This is a genomic window from Kribbella sp. (assembly GCF_035687465.1).
Taxonomy (GTDB): Bacteria; Actinomycetota; Actinomycetes; order Propionibacteriales; family Kribbellaceae; genus Kribbella.
On the sequence record NZ_DASRXP010000434.1, the window covers coordinates 1 to 14,752 of the forward strand.

11 protein-coding genes are annotated in these 14,752 nt (G+C 68.1%); 5 read left to right on the forward strand and 6 right to left on the reverse strand.

The features are described 5' to 3' along the window. Positions 1–807 precede the first annotated feature (807 nt). The gene (locus tag VFG33_RS22490) at positions 808–1,407 is read right to left on the reverse strand and encodes a TetR/AcrR family transcriptional regulator (RefSeq protein ID WP_325054898.1); all 600 of its coding nucleotides are present in this window, start codon (positions 1,405–1,407) and stop codon (positions 808–810) included. 52 nt (positions 1,408–1,459) lie between these two features. On the opposite strand from VFG33_RS22490, the gene VFG33_RS22495 reads away from it, so the two are divergent. Then, entirely contained in the window at positions 1,460–2,311 is an 852-nt protein-coding gene (locus tag VFG33_RS22495; RefSeq protein ID WP_325054899.1) for an SDR family NAD(P)-dependent oxidoreductase, read from the forward strand. A 10-nt stretch (positions 2,312–2,321) separates the two neighbouring features. Here VFG33_RS22495 and VFG33_RS22500 read toward each other — a convergent pair whose 3' ends face one another. Further along, the gene (locus tag VFG33_RS22500; RefSeq protein ID WP_325054900.1) at positions 2,322–2,606 is read right to left on the reverse strand and encodes a DUF1905 domain-containing protein; all 285 of its coding nucleotides are present in this window, start codon (positions 2,604–2,606) and stop codon (positions 2,322–2,324) included. Positions 2,607–2,708: 102 nt separating this feature from the next. Here VFG33_RS22500 and VFG33_RS22505 point away from each other — a divergent pair, with 102 nt between their 5' ends. Then, a complete protein-coding gene (locus VFG33_RS22505) occupies positions 2,709–3,233 on the forward strand; it encodes a GNAT family N-acetyltransferase (RefSeq protein WP_325054901.1) in 525 nt (174 codons plus the stop codon). Here VFG33_RS22505 and VFG33_RS22510 read toward each other — a convergent pair. Both VFG33_RS22510 and VFG33_RS22515 read right to left on the reverse strand, forming a co-directional pair. Beyond that, positions 3,184–4,194, reverse strand: a complete 1,011-nt coding sequence (locus tag VFG33_RS22510) for a cation diffusion facilitator family transporter (protein ID WP_325054902.1) — start codon at positions 4,192–4,194, stop codon at positions 3,184–3,186. The genes VFG33_RS22505 and VFG33_RS22510 overlap by 50 nt on opposite strands. After that, positions 4,191–4,610 (reverse strand): ArsR/SmtB family transcription factor, encoded by a 420-nt coding sequence (locus tag VFG33_RS22515; protein WP_325054903.1) that lies wholly within the window; start codon positions 4,608–4,610, stop codon positions 4,191–4,193. Before VFG33_RS22515 ends, VFG33_RS22510 begins: the two co-directional genes overlap by 4 nt. A 185-nt stretch (positions 4,611–4,795) precedes the next feature. Here VFG33_RS22515 and VFG33_RS22520 point away from each other — a divergent pair, with 185 nt between their 5' ends. Genes VFG33_RS22520 through VFG33_RS22530 form a run of 3 tightly spaced genes read left to right on the forward strand, consistent with a single transcriptional unit; the run spans position 4,796 to position 11,359 of the window. After that, entirely contained in the window at positions 4,796–5,794 is a 999-nt protein-coding gene (locus VFG33_RS22520) for a multicopper oxidase domain-containing protein (protein ID WP_325054904.1), read from the forward strand. Between the two features lie 9 nt (positions 5,795–5,803). Beyond that, positions 5,804–9,781 carry a ThuA domain-containing protein gene (locus VFG33_RS22525; protein WP_325054905.1) on the forward strand — a complete coding sequence of 1,326 codons (3,978 nt, stop codon included), beginning with the start codon at positions 5,804–5,806 and terminating at the stop codon, positions 9,779–9,781. A gap of 9 nt (positions 9,782–9,790) precedes the next feature. Further along, entirely contained in the window at positions 9,791–11,359 is a 1,569-nt protein-coding gene (locus VFG33_RS22530) for an OmpL47-type beta-barrel domain-containing protein (protein WP_325054906.1), read from the forward strand. Here the strand turns inward: VFG33_RS22530 and VFG33_RS22535 are convergent. Continuing rightward, positions 11,356–13,530 (reverse strand): glycoside hydrolase family 31 protein, encoded by a 2,175-nt coding sequence (locus tag VFG33_RS22535; RefSeq protein ID WP_325054907.1) that lies wholly within the window; start codon positions 13,528–13,530, stop codon positions 11,356–11,358. The genes VFG33_RS22530 and VFG33_RS22535 overlap by 4 nt on opposite strands. Position 13,531: 1 nt before the next feature. Next, the gene (locus VFG33_RS22540; protein WP_325054908.1) at positions 13,532–14,671 is read right to left on the reverse strand and encodes a glycoside hydrolase family 15 protein; all 1,140 of its coding nucleotides are present in this window, start codon (positions 14,669–14,671) and stop codon (positions 13,532–13,534) included. Positions 14,672–14,752 lie beyond the last annotated feature (81 nt).

Sequence of the window (14,752 nt, forward strand, 5' to 3'; positions counted from 1 at the left end):
CGGGTGGTTCGCGTCGCCGGGCTGGGTGATGGTGCTGGTCGCGGTGATGGGAGTCGGCCTGGTGGTGCGCCCGGACCGCCAGGTGGTTTATCGAGGGGCGGTGAGGGTGACCGGTGTCGGGAACGACAGGAGGTAGTGGCCGGGTCGGGGTGGTGGATGCGCCGCTCAAGCGGGACGCGACCGTCGGCAGCGCTGACGGCCTGACTACCTCCTGTTCTTGGCGACGCAGAGCAGGATCGGATCGATTGTGGTGAGAGCGTGGGGGCTCAGCCGCCGGCACTGGAATCCGCTGGGAAGTACGGCCGCAGTGGGGGAATTTGTCGGGGCTGCTGCCGGGGTCGCTCGCTTGGGGCCTGCGCGGCGCACTCCTGGGTGGTCGGCGGAGGTGAGTCGGTAGGTGTTGCATTCCATGGCAAGAAATCTGGGGATTCCGGATGGCGACGCGGAATACCGACCAGGACTCGGGACCTTGAACACCAAATCGGGACCTGGGACAGGAAATAACGTGTCCGAGGTCCCGACAACCCGTTCGAGCCGCCGATAGACCACCGCCCGAGGGTCGAATCGGCTCGCCCAGGTGGCATCGCCCGCCATGAACACCAGTGCCTTCGCGCGGTTACCCACCAGCGATCCGTACCTGCGCGATAGTCATGCCCGAGCGCTGCGATCCGACGCGGATCCACACCCGGCTGTGAAAGCAAGGCCCCGTACGCCGGTTCCGGCGATCCGTGCCGCTGCGTATATGTCGATCGCACCAAGGCGAACCGCCGCCGCTACTACTGCGAGCTCTGCAACGACCGGATGGCCTCAGCGGCCTACCGCACCCGCAACCGCTGGCCCGAGCGCGCGGATCGCGAGGTTGGTCAGAGCGTCCGCGTAGGCCTCGTCGAACGGGTGCGTCCGCAGGATCCAGCGGTGGTAGATCGGGCCGAAGATCACCTCGACGGCCAGGTCCAGGTCGACGGCCGCATCGACCTGCCCGGCCTGCTGGGCCGACCTCAGCCTCCGCTTGGTCGCCTCGAGTTGCGGTCCGAGCATCCGGGTCATCACGCTCTCGCTGAGTGCCGGGTCGTCCTGCATGTCGAGCATCAGCGCGCGGAGCGTCGCCGAGGTCCGTTCGTCGGCGAACTCCAGGGTCGTTGCCCGCAGCACCAACCGCAGATCGGTCCCGAGGTCCCCGCTGTCCGGCCAGTCCGTCTCGGTCTGCCCGGCGAGCAGCGCATCGATCACGACCGCGCCTTTCGAGGACCACCAACGGTAGATCGTCTGCTTGCCGACTCCCGCGCGAGCCGCGATGCCCTCGATCGTGGTCTTGCCGTAGCCGAGCTCCTGCACGGTCTGCGAGGCCGCCTCGAGAATCGCGGCGTGGGCCCGGTCGCTTCGGCGGCGCTCGTCTGGACTCTTCACGAACGAGACGATACGGTTCGTCTCGTTAAACATCAAGGAGGGTGGTCGCGAGATGGCACAACGCCTATGGCTCATCACCGGCGCAGGGCGTGGACTGGGCAAGGCCTTCACTGAGGCGGCGCTGGAGCACGGCGACCGGGTGATCGCGACGGTTCGCCGGGACGGACTGCTGGACGATCTCGCCAAGCGGTACGGGGACCGCCTGATCCAGCGCCGCCTCGACGTCGCGGTGCGGGCCGAGGTGGAGGCGGTTGTCGCCGAGGTGGTGTCGACGGTCGGCATTCCGGACGTGGTCGTGAACAACGCCGGGTACGGCCTGGTCGGGGCGGTCGAGGAGCTGTCCGAGCAGGAGATCCGGGCGCAGTTCGACGTCAACCTGTTCGGCGCGGTCTGGGTGACCCAGGCGGTGCTGCCGCACCTGCGAGAGCGTGGGTCGGGGTCGATCGTGCAGGTCTCCAGCGTCGGTGCAGTCGGTCACCTGCCGCTGTTCGGCGCGTACAACGCGACCAAGTGGGCGCTGGAAGGACTGAGTGCCGCACTGTCCGCCGAGGTCGCGCCGCTCGGGATCCGGGTGCACCTCCTCGAGCTCGGCGGGTTCGCCACCGATTGGGCCGGCTCGAGCATGCGGTTCACGACCGCGGACCCGGCGTACGAGGGATCCCGTACGGCGATCCTCGGCATGCCGGGTTATCCGACACCGGAAGAGGTCGAGGTGGCCGCCTCCGAGCCGCAGACCCAGGAATCGCCACGGGTCGCGGCGGAGGCGTTGCTGGCCCTGCTCGACGAGCCGGAACCACCCTTGCGCAAGGTGATCGGCACGGGTGCGCACGACATGGTCCGAATGGCCCTGGAATGGCGGCGGGACGACTACCTCCGCGACCCGGCGTTCGTCTGGCCGAGCTGACCTCAGGCTGTCAGAGGCGTTCGTGGAGGTGGATGGTGATCTGGTCGCCGGCGTTCTTGCCGATCAGGGTGCGGAGGTCGGCCTTGACCGGGAGTTTGTGGGTGCCGTCGCCCAGGGCCATGAACGCGCTCTCGAACGGATGACCGTCCATCGTGCCGCGGACCTTCACCAGGCCGCGGGTGCCGAAGAACTCGGCCGAGCCCGGCATCACGACGTACGTCCAGCCGCCCTTGCTCGCGCTCTTCAGCAGCGGTGCGGTGAACTGCCTGTCCAGCTGACCAGCCTTGCTCTTCATCGGATTCCCTCTTCTCGTTGCGGGTGTCTTCATTCCTAGGTAGAAGCCGGCCCCAGGCTTTCGACATCCGTCGAGCTTTATTTTGGGTGGCAGGATGGCTGGGTGGCATCTTTCCTGATCATTCGGCCCGGCGACCGGGCCGACGTGCCGGCCGTCCTGGGTCTGCTGGACGGGGCGACCGAGTGGCTGGTTTCCATCGGGCGCACTGACCAGTGGGGGACCGAGCCGCACTCCACCGACCCGCGGCGGATCAAGCGGGTGACCGGGTACGCCGATGCCGGCAGCCTGTGGATCGCCGAGTCGGCCGGGCGCGTGGTCGGGGCGCTCGTGGTCGGCGAGCCGATGCCGTACGTGCCGCCCGCCACCGAGCCGGAGCTGTATGTCCAACTGCTGGTGACCGATCGTGCGTCTCGCGGGCAGGGTATCGGCGCGGAACTGCTCGACCACGCGCGTTCGCTAGCGCGGAACGAGGGTATCGAGCTGGTCCGGGTGGACTGCTTCGCGGGCGGCGAGGGCGCGCTCGTCCGGTACTACGAGCAGCAGGGGTTCACCCGGGCCGAGGCGTTCGCAGTACCGGTCAGTGACTCGTCGGAATGGCCTGGTCAGGTTCTGTTTCAGCGACTGTGATGGTCCGATGCACTGCCCCGTGCGCGTCACTGCAATGAGCAGCCTGTACGCCGCTTGACGCGTGGTCCACCTGGAGCGTCGAGTGGGTGAGGTGATGCCGCTCGGCCAGCAGGGACTCGATCTCGCTCCGGATCTGGTGGCAGTCGAGGCCCTCCTGGACCAGGATGTGCGCTGACGCGGCCGGCTCACCCGAGGTGATCTCCCAGACGTGCAGGTCATGCACCTCGACCACGCCCCGTACTGCGCAGAGCTCGGCGCCCAGGGCGGCCGGATCGAGCCCAGCGGGTGCTGCCTCGAGGAAGATCCGGCCGGAATCCCGGACCAGGCCGATGCCCGCCTTGAGCATCAATGCGGCGACGATCAGCGCGGCGATCGAGTCGGCGCGGGCGAATCCGGTGAGCAGAACGATCAGACCGGCGATGGCGGTCGCGATGAAGGCGAAGAGGTCGTTGAGGATGTGCTGGAACGCGCCTTCGACGTTCAGGCTGGAGCGGTTCGCCTTGCTGATCAGGTAGGTGGCGAACAGGTTCACCACGATGCCGACGACACCAGTGATCAGGACCAGCGCGCCTTCCACGTCGGGCGGGTGGATCATCCGGTTGACGGACTCGTACACGAAGAACGCGGCGAGCAGCAGCAGGGTGATGCCGTTCGCCTGGGCCGACAGGATCTCGACCCGCTTGAGCCCGTAGGTGAAGCCGCCGGCCGGCGGGCGCGCCGACAGGCGGATCGCGATCAGGGCGAGCGCGATCGCGGCGGCGTCGGTCAGCATGTGCGCCGCGTCGGTGATCAGGGCCAGCGACCCGGCCGCGAAGCCGACGATCACCTCGGCCGCCATGAACGCGAGGATCAACGCCAGCGCGCCACTCAGCAACCGCCGGTCAGACTCCGCACTGACCCCGTGCCCGTGCCCATGGCCGTGCCCTTGCGTCTTGGTGTCGTGCCCGTGGTCCGCAGTCATGAGTTGCGGCCATCCCGCTCGGGGTGCATGGCGTCGGTGTGCTCGGTGTGGGCGACGGCGAGGTCGACGAGCATGCGGACATGCGCGTCGTCGAGCCGGTAGAAGGCCATCCGCCCGTCACGCCGTACCGAGACCACCCGGTGGGCGCGCAGCAGCCTCAGCGCGTGTGAGGTCGCCGATTCGCTCATCCCCGTCACCGCGGCCAGGTCGCAGACGCACAGCTCGCCGTCCAGCAACGCCACCAGCAACTTCAGCCGGCGCGGGTCGCCCAGCAGCCCGAAAACATCGGCCGTGTCGACCACATCCTGCTCAGAAGGCATCCTGGCATTGACGGCCGCCACCCGCTCCGGATCCACGAGCCGGATGTTGCACTCGTCGATCGCCACCGGGGATTGCACATCTGCAGAACTCTTCATACGTCTCACCCTAGACCATCGCGGATCTGACAACGAACGACAAAAACATCTGACCCGGGTCTTAACTTTTTGTCGATGGCTACATAGTGTGCTGGCTTAGCGACAGTTGGTTGGCCCGGGGGGTCGATCACTGACCACACAGCTGGACCTGGAGACACGCGTTCCCGCCCGAACGGAGTCCCTTGATGGCCGAGCACGCCCAAAATCCGCGGTTGTCCCGCCGATCGATGCTGGTCGCCCCTGCCGCAGTTGCCGGCGGAGCGATGCTGACCGGTGTGGCCGCCGCCCCCGACGGCGCCGCCGCGGTCCGCCAGATCACCCTGTACGCCGAGCCGCTGCCAGGCGACCTGTTCGGCTACGGGCTGGCGCCCGGTGAGGCGACCGTTCCCGGGCCGCTGCTGGAGATCTACGAGGGGGAGACCCTCGAGATCGAACTGGTCAACAACTCCGCCCAGCGGCTGTCGATCCACCCGCTCGGCGTCGACTACGACGTCGACTCCGACGGCAGCCCGCTGAACGCCTCGTTCAACGCGCCCGGAGAGACCCGCACCTACGTCTGGCGCACCCGCAAGCAGGTCGACCTCGGCAGCAACCGGTTCATGCCCGGCAGCGCCGGCTACTGGCACTACCACGACCACGCGATGGGCAACGACCACGGCACTGTCGGGATTCAGAAGGGCCTGTACGGCGGTCTGATCGTCCGTCGCCGCGGCGACCTGATCCCGGACCGGCAGTTCACGGTCGTGTTCAACGAGATGCTGATCAATAACAAGGTGGCGCCGGACACCCCGATGTTCGAGGCCCGGCAGGGGGAGCGGGTCGAGTTCGTCTGCGTCGGGCACGGCAACCTGCCGCACACGTTCCACCTGCATGCGCACCGCTGGGCCGACACGCGCACAGGCATGCTCACCGGTGCGAACGATCCGAGCCCGGTGATCGACAACAAGAACCTCGACCCCGGCAGTTCGTTCGGCTTCCAGGTGCTGGCCGGCGAAGGCGTCGGGCCGGGCGTGTGGATGTACCACTGCCACGTGCAGATGCACTCCGACCAGGGGATGGTCGGCCTGTTCCTGGTCCGCAATCCCGACGGTGGGATGCCGGCCGGCGCGCAGGCGGCGATCGACCGCTTCCACCAGCACCACCTGGCCGGGTCCCAGTCCGGTCACTCCACCCATCACGGCTGAGGGGGAACGATGAGGCTCAACCATCGGCGGCGTAGCGCTGCCGTTCTGGTCACCGCGGCACTGGCGTTCGGCACCCTGACGGTGCAGCCGGGCAGCACGCCGCCGATGGCGCAGGCGGCACCGGTCACCGCGACCGCCGCCACCGATGTGGCGGTGAACGTGCTGGTGTTCCGCGGCGAGCCCGACGACCAGCTGGATCCGGTGGAGCGGGCGACCGACGCGATCGCCGGCCTCGGGCAGGCCAACGGGATGACCGTGCATGTCAGCTCGGATCCGGCCGTCTTCACCCCGACGAAGCTGGCGATGTACCGCGCGGTGGTGTTCTTGTCCGCACAAGGCATCGCGCTCAGGCGGGAGCAGGAGACAGCGCTGCAGAACTACATCAAGGCCGGCAACGGCTACCTCGGCATCGGTGACGCGTCGAAGTTCCAGCCGGACTCCGACTGGTTCACCGGCCTGATCGGCGCGCGCCCGGTCGGCGCCCTGCTGCCGCCGCCACGGCCGGTGTCGGCGGTGACGGCCAGCGCGGAGAACCCGCCGAACGAGACCAAGGAGAAGCTGACCGACGCGAACCCGAACACCAAGTGGCTGGCCTTCGCGCCGACTGGCTGGGTCGCGATGCAGCTCGCCGAGCCGGCTGCGGTGACCAGGTACTCGCTCACCTCGGCGAACGACTCCGCCGGCCGGGACCCCAAGAACTGGACCCTGCAGGGCTCGAACGACGGCAGCACCTGGACCGACCTGGACACCCGCAGCAACGAGGTCTTCGCCGAGCGGCTCCAGCGGCGGGTGTTCGAGGTCGCGAACACGACGGTGTACGCGCACTATCGGCTCAACATCACCGCGAACAGCGGCGACCCGCTGATGCAACTCGCCGACCTGCTCTTCTACACCGGTGACTCGTCTCCGCCGCCGGAGCCGACTCCGCAGCGCGCGGTGGTCAACCTGCTGGATCGGCAACACCCGGCGAACGCCGGCCTGCCGCTGAACCTGACCCGGACCGACAAGTGGCGCAACTGGGCGACCACTCCGGTCGGGACCGTGCACACCGTCGCCCAGGTCGAGGAGCGGCACTACAACCCTGGCCCTGGCGCCAACGGCCCGTTCCACCCGATCTCCTGGTGCCGCGACTACGGCGGCGGCCGGTCCTTCTACACCGGCATGGGCGGCACTGACGGCAGCTACGGCGAGTCCGCGTTCCGCAAGCACCTGCTCGGCGCGCTGAAGTGGACCACCGGAATGGTCCGGGCGGACTGCCAGGCGACGATCGCCGCCAACTACACGGTAGAGCGGCTGACCCTGCCCAACCAGGCCGGCCAGCTCGACCAGATCGGCGAGCCGCACGGGATGACGATCGCGCCGAACGGCAAGATCTTCTACGTCGGCAAGGCGGCCTGCCCGAGCGGCCCGGTGGTCGAATGGGAGAACCCGAACGTCGGCCTCGGCTGCGGCACCATCCACCAGTGGGATCCGGTCACCAAGAAGGCGAAGCTGCTGGCCACGCTGCCGGTGATGGGCAATCGCGGCTCCGGCGACGAGCTGGTCAAGAACGAGGAGGGCCTGCTCGGCATCGTGCTGGACCCGAAGTTCGCCGTGAACGGCTGGTTCTACGTCTACTGGATGCCGCACGACACCGTCGACCGAGTCCGGCACACCGGCAAGCGGACGATCTCGCGGCTGACCTACAACGCCACTAGCCAGACCGTCGACCTGGCCGGCCGCAAGGACCTGCTGCAGTGGGAGGTCCAGCAACACAGTTGCTGCCACGCCGGTGGCGGGATGGCGTTCGACTCCTTGGGCAACCTGTACGTCGGGTCCGGGGACAGCAACTCCTCCGGCGGCTCAAGCGGCTACTCCGGCAACAACTGGACGCAGGAGTTCGGCGGGCTGTCGTTCCAGGACGCCCGGCGCACCTCCGGCAACACCAATGACCTGAACGGGAAGATCATCCGGATCCACCCGGAACCGGACGGCACGTACACGATCCCGGCCGGCAACCTGTTCGCGCCCGGCACAGCACCGGTGTCGTCAGGTTTGGCACGGCCGGAGATCTACGTGATGGGCGTGCGGAACATCTCCCGGCTCGCGATCGACCCGGAAACCGACTGGCTGACCGCCGCCTGGGTCGGGCCGGACGCCGGTTCGCCGGACCCGGAGCTCGGGCCGGCGAAGTACGAGACCGCGACGATCATCACCGAGGCCGGCAACCACGGCTGGCCCTACTGCATGGGCAACCGGCAGCCGTACCGTAACCGCAGCAACACGGACGCGTCGGTGCTGACCGGCTGGTACGACTGCGACAACCCGCTGAACACCTCGCCGCGAAACACCGGGCTGGTCGAGCTGCCGCCGGTCAAGGACAACATGATCTGGTACTCACCGGGCGGCGGCGGGCCGGTGTTCCCGAAGCGCCCGGGCAGCTCGATCCCGACGTACAAGGACGAGGACGCGGTCTACACCCAGCCGTACTTCCGAGGCGGTGGCGGGCAGGCCGTGATGTCCGGGCCGACCTACCACTACGACCGGGTGAACAGCACGAGCGGGGTGGCCTGGCCGAAGTACTGGGACGACAAGTGGTTCATCGGCGACAATTCGACCCCGAGCCGCCGGAACGCGGTGACGGTCGACCCGGCCGGCGTCCCGACGGCGCAGCCGCCGGCGTTCGGCGAGACGTTCCAGCACATCGTGCCCGGGGGCAACGGCAGCAACCAGGTGCAGAGCTGGATGGACGCCCGGTTCGGACCGGACGGTGCGCTCTACGTGCTCGACTACGGCGGCGGATTCTTCACCCTGCACCCGAACCAGAAGCTGGTGAAGGTCAGCTACAAGGGCGGCCCGCCGACCCCGCTGCCGAAGGCCTCCGGGGTCGCGGTGCAGAACAAGCCGCTGACCTACGCGTTCAACGGCACCAAGGCCGGTGGGGTGTCGTACGCCTGGACGTTCGGCGACGGCACCACCTCGACCGAGGCCAACCCGCGGCACACCTATAGCAGCCCCGGGCTGCGCACGGCGAAGCTGACCGTCACCTACGCCGACGGCACGACCGCGGTCGCGACGACAGCGATCAACGCCGGCTGTGTGCTGCCGGACCAGGGTGCTCAGGTGTCCATCGGGGACACCGCGACGACGGTGCCGAACCGCAACGCGGGCGGTGGCTGCCGGGCCGACGACCTGATCGACGACGAGAGCACCTGGGCCACCCATGCCCTGTTCGTCAGCCACGTCCAGCTGGCCACCCGGCAACTGCGGGAGCGCGGGATCATCACCGTCGCCGAGCGGGACAACCTGATCGCGGTGGCCCGGGCGTCGGCCATCGGCCGGCCAGGCGTGACCGGGTACGAGCCGCTCTTCGACGGCACCGCCGAGTCGTTCTACGACTGGGCGCAGGCGCCATCGGGTGAGTTCGCCGTCCAGCCGGACGGGTCGCTGAAACCGTCCGGCGGGCTCGGCATGCTCTGGTTCGCGAAGAAGCCGTACGGCGACTTCTCGCTGAAGCTGCAGTTCCGCGACGTCGCGCCGGACGCTGTTCGCGCGAACAGCGGCGTCTTCGTCCGGTTCCCGGATCCGCGCACACCGCTCGATCAGCGGCCGCTCGGCAGTTGCGGCACAGTCGGCTCGGCCCGCACCTCACAGGCCTGGGTGGCGATCTACTGCGGCCACGAGGTCCAGCTGTACGACGGTGAACCGGGCGAGCCGCAGAAGACCGGGTCGATCTACAACTTCGACCCGATCGGACTGGCCGCGGCCCGGCCGACCCCGAAGGCGCAGTGGAACGAGTACGAGATCAAGGTCGTCGGGCAGCACTACACGATCATCCGCAATGGTGTGGTGATCAACGAGTTCGACAACACCCCGGGACAGCAGTCGTCGCGGCCGAGCGACCCGTCGACCGACCTGCGGCAGTTCGTCGAGGGCTACATCGGGCTGCAGAACCATGGGAACAGCGACCTGATGGAGTTCCGCAACATCCGGCTGCGGACCCTCTAGGAGGCTGTGATGCGACGACTCATAACCGGGCTCACCGCGGTGCTGGTGATGCTGGTGCCCCAGTCGATGCGGGCACTGGCGTCGGTGCCGGTGGAGCCTGCCGCCGACCAGGTGCTGACCTGGACCGCGGGCAACAGCGTCACCGCCTACACCACCGCGCCGACCCAGGCGGTCGCCGGCCTGACAACGATCGTGTTCGAGAACAGCGAGGCCACCGGCAACACCACCGACATGTCGCACACGCTAACGTTCGACCGTTCGACGCCGGGCTACAACCACGACGTCGACCTGAACATTCTCGCGTACCCGGACGACGGGAGTAATGGTCAGCATTCGGTCGAGGTGACGCTGGCGCCGGGGAAGTATCGGTACTTCTGCGCCATCCCGGGGCACAGCACCATGGTCGGCGAGTTCACCGTCACCGACGACGGTGAGGACACCACCCCGCCGACCGTCACCGCTGCCGTCTCGGGGCCGCAGAACCCGGACGGCCACTACCTTGGCCAGGCCACCGTCACGGTGACCGCCGAGGACGCCCAGTCCGGGGTGGCGTCGGTGGAGTACGAGCTGGACGACACCGGATTCAAGCCGTACACCGCACCCGTGGTGGTCAGCGCGATCGGTGATCACACGGTGCAGTACCGGGCCACCGACCACGACGGCAATGTGTCGCCGACCGGATCGGTGGGATTCCGGGTGGTCGATCCGCCGGAGGACACGACTCCGCCGACGGTGACCGCCGCGGTCACCGGTGAACAGGATGCCGACGGCAACTACCTCGACACCGCGCGGGTGACCGTGACCGCGACCGACGCCGGCTCCGGCGTGAAGACTGTCGAGTACCAACTCGACGGTGCCGCCTGGACGGCCTACACGGCGCCGGTGGACGTGAACACCCCGGGGATGCACATGCTGCACTACCGGGCCACCGACAACGCCGGCAATGTCTCACCTGAAGGGATGGCGCACTTCACGGTGGTCGAACAGGACTCCGCGCCACCGGTCGTGACCGCTGCTGTGTCCGGCACCCAGGACGCCGACGGCAACTATGTCGGCAAGGCGTCGGTGACCGTGACCGCCACCGATGCGGCGTCCGGGGTGGCCTCGGTGGAGTACCAGGTCGACGGCGGCGCCTGGACGGCGTACACGGTGCCGATCGAGGTGGCCACGAACGGCTCGCACACGGTGGCCTACCGGGCGGCCGATGCCGCCGGCAATATCTCGGCCGTGGGCACCGTGACGTTCACCGTCGTGCCGTCCGGTGGCGACGGTACGCCGCCGGCGGTGTCGGGATGGCTGACCGGGAACCAGAACGCCGGCTGGGAGTTCGTCGACCGGGCCACCCTCAACGCTAGTGCTACCGACGCCGGCGGGGTCAGGTCGATCGAGTACGCCCTGGACGGCGGCGCCTGGACGGTGTACACCGCGCCGGTGGTGATCACCGCGGCGGGTGCACACACCGTCAAGGTCCGCGCCACCGACAATGCCGGCAACGTCTCAGCCGAGCTGACCGGCACCTTCACCATCGTGAAGGCCGCCTCGAAGCAACTCCACCTCGTCCACCAGGCCTTGCACTAGCTCAGCGGGAAGAGTTGCTCGAGGTCGGGCCAACGGGCAGCGCGGCAGTAGACCGGGACAACGTCCAGAGGTACGTAGCGGGTGACCAGGCCGGGGGTGACGGGGATACCTGTCCAGGCGTCGATCCAGTCGCCTGCCGGGAGATAGGTGGTCCAGGTTGTGGCGCCTGGTTCGAGGACCGGGCTGATCAGGAGGTCGTTTCCCAGGAGGTACTGGTGGGGGTGGTGCCAGATCTCGGGGTCTTCGGGGTGGTCGAAGAAGAGGGGACGCATCAACGGGCGGTCGGTGGTGATGGTGTGGGCGGCCTGCTCGGTGAGGTACGGGACGAGGTTGTCGCGCAGTACGACGAAGCGTCGGAAGAGGGGGATGACGCGGTCGTCGCCGGTGGTTTCGGCGACGTGCCAGGGGGTGCGGTCGCGGAGGGGGAGTTGGTGGTGGTTGAACTCCGAGTGGTACTGCATGATCGGCATGAACACCGACGCGGCCGCCGCGCGGAGGTAGAGCTCGGCGTCGGGGACGGGACCGGAGAAGCCGGCGAGATCCCAACCCCAGTAGACGATCCCGCACGAGGCGGCCGTGAGTCCGGCCGTCACCGAGGAGCGGAACGCCTCCCAGGTGGAGTCCTCGTCGCCGGCCCAGAAGATCCCGTGCGGCTGCGATCCGGTGAACCCTGACCGCGAGAACGTCACCGGCGCCTTACCGGCTGAGCGCAGCAGATCGCCGAAGGCGCGTGCGTAGTGCACCGGGAACACGTTGTTGCCCTCGTCACCTCGACGGCCGTCCGCGTAGACGAGGTCGTGGCCCCAGGCGTGCTCACCGCCGTCGGTCTTGAACCCGTCCACGTCGAGGTCCTCGACCAGGTAGCGCCGCTTCTCGGTCCACCAGTCGCGGGTCCGCTGGACGGACAGGTCGGGCATCAACGCCTTCGGGAACCACCAGCCGCGGTTGTGGTACGCCGTACCGTCCGCCTCGAGCACGGCATGCCCGTCACGGACCATGGCGTCAGCATCGACCGCGACCTGGCCGGTGGTGAACTCGGTCTTCTGCAAGGGGATCTGCCAGAGGATGACCTTGATCCCGCGGGCGTGCAGTTCGTCGATCATCGCCTTCGGGTCCGGCCAAGCGCCGCGGTAGGCGAAGTCGGAGGCCTTGTGCGCGCTGCCGTCGGCGTTGAGCTCGTACTGCGCGTCGCGCCAGATCGTGATTCCTTCTTCGTCGCTCCAGGCCTCGATCACCACCGCGCCGACGGGGATCTCCAGGTCGCGGTGCGCGTCCATCCGAGCCATCACGAGGTCCTGGGTATTCCACTCGTTGCCTGAGGCCCACAGTTTGAAGATCCAGGCCGGTAGTTCTTCTGCCCTGCCGACCTCATCCAGGAATGCCTTCAGTACTGCGGTCGGCGAGCCCTCGTAGATCGCCAGGTCGACGACTGGTTCGTCGCCCAGAGCAACTTCTACGACCAGTCTGTTCTCGGTCGACGAATACCAGGTACGGCGAGACGTTCGGACATGGAAACCCCAGCCGTTGCCGGAAGCATCCACCACGTGAGCGAACGGCATTGGCAGATACGTCCGCCCATGCACCCCTTGCGACTTGTACTGCTCGAACACCACCGCGTCCAGCGACCGCCCCCGCTGGTCGAGCGCGTCATACCGCTCCCCGAACCCCACAAGGTGATCATCAGGCCCCAACTCGAACGCAAACCGCGCCCGATGCACCCCCTCAGCCGACACCAACCACTCCACCCCAACAACCCGCTCACCCCCACCCCGCACCTCACCCCCGCCAGACCTCCAACTCGCAGGCGAAACCTCAAACCAAGCGGTCGTCTCGACAGCAGCGGTTTGACTGTAGGCGTGGAAGCGATACTTCACCGGCTCCGTCACAGTCGGCGTCACCACAGACCAGCCGCCCTCGGCGCCGAGGGACTTCGCCTGCGCCTCGCTCAGGTGGCCGTCGCCGCCTGCCAAGGCCGCGGCGTCCGCGCCCGACAGGCTGGCCAACTCCATCGGCAGCTCCGTCGTTCCCCACTCGCAGACCACGCGGTCCACCTCGGACGTCACGATCACGCCGAGGCGGACTGATTCGCCGACGAGGGGTAGTACCGGGACGCGCTGGTCCGGGGAAACGGCGTAGGGATGTTCGATGCCGTAGGGGCGGTGGGTGATCACTTCAGTCCTCTTCAGCAGCTGGGGTGATGCCGAGTTCGTCGGCGAGGATCAGGTACATCGCGTGGGACCAGAGCAGGGGGTTCGCGACCGTTCCCCAGCGGGCGATCCACTCGTCGCGGGAACTGGGGTGCAAAAGGTGATGCGGCACCTGCTCAGGAAGGTCTCCACGCTCGTCCGCCTGGTCGGCGATCCATCGCAGGTGCCGCAGCGCGCCGGCCGTGTCCCCTGCGACCGCGAGGTTCCACCCCAGCAACGCGGACAGCAGGATCCACTGACCGCCGCCGTAGAACACGTCCGCCGTGAACCGATGCACTCCGCCGTCGAAGTCGAGGCCCTTCGCCACCGCGGCTCGAGTCGTCGCTGCCAGATCGTCGCCAGGAGCAACCAACCCGAACGGAACAATGCAAGCAGGCAATGACCCGTCGACGGCCGAACTCCCGAGCCACTTGACCAAGTGCCCGTCCACGACACCTTCGGCGCTCACCAGCGAACGGATGTCGGCGGCAACCTTCAACGCGGCCGCCGACCAGGGCGCCGATCGCAGCGCCTCGCAGGTGCCAACGGCAACCAATCCACCATGAACAGCGCCAAGGGTGGACACGTGCCGATGCTCGACGTGCTCCTCCCACCAGTCGTAGCAAGGTCTGTCCCAGAAGGCGACCAGGTAGTCGACGGCGACGTCGATCCCCTCCCGCCATCGCGACAGATCCGCCCCGTGCCGCGACGCATGGGTGATCACCGACCACAGCCACATGCCGTAGCCGTCGGTCTGGAAGTCCCACCACGGGTCCGACCCGTCCTTGCCGTCGAACGTGAACCTGGTCGGCAACATCGCCTCGTTCGACGGCACCTCATCCCGGGCGACCGCCGCGCGCAGGCTGTCCACCTGCGCGCGGCGGCCCCGCAGTACGCGGTCCACCCAGTCGTGAAACCGGTCGGCCGAGGCGACATCGCCGTACCGGGAGATGCCCTCCGCGGTGAAGGAACCGTCGCGCAGCCAGGCATAACCCCGGTACGCCGAGAACGTGGGCGCGGCGGGATACGCCCCACCGGCGTCCTGGTGCTCGGTGATGACGGCGTGACTGCGCTCGGCCAGCCTGCGCAGGCGAGTCAGTTCTTCCAGGTCCGGGGCGGTGATCATCGGGTCGTTCACTTCTTCAGCAGGCCATTGACCTTGGTCTGGGCATCCGCGAGCGCCTTGTCGACCGGCTTGCGGCCGGCC

What these genes read in the sequence shown, in the direction of transcription:
- VFG33_RS22495 (WP_325054899.1), top strand. Translation starts at nt 1,460, where the DNA reads ATGGCACAACGCCTATGGCTCATCACCGGCGCAGGGCGTGGACTGGGC.
- VFG33_RS22500 (WP_325054900.1), bottom strand. Translation starts at nt 2,606, where the DNA reads ATGAAGAGCAAGGCTGGTCAGCTGGACAGGCAGTTCACCGCACCGCTG.
- VFG33_RS22510 (WP_325054902.1), bottom strand. Translation starts at nt 4,194, where the DNA reads ATGACTGCGGACCACGGGCACGACACCAAGACGCAAGGGCACGGCCAT.
- VFG33_RS22515 (WP_325054903.1), bottom strand. Translation starts at nt 4,610, where the DNA reads ATGAAGAGTTCTGCAGATGTGCAATCCCCGGTGGCGATCGACGAGTGC.
- VFG33_RS22520 (WP_325054904.1), top strand. Translation starts at nt 4,796, where the DNA reads ATGGCCGAGCACGCCCAAAATCCGCGGTTGTCCCGCCGATCGATGCTG.
- VFG33_RS22525 (WP_325054905.1), top strand. Translation starts at nt 5,804, where the DNA reads ATGAGGCTCAACCATCGGCGGCGTAGCGCTGCCGTTCTGGTCACCGCG.
- VFG33_RS22530 (WP_325054906.1), top strand. Translation starts at nt 9,791, where the DNA reads ATGCGACGACTCATAACCGGGCTCACCGCGGTGCTGGTGATGCTGGTG.
- VFG33_RS22540 (WP_325054908.1), bottom strand. Translation starts at nt 14,671, where the DNA reads ATGATCACCGCCCCGGACCTGGAAGAACTGACTCGCCTGCGCAGGCTG.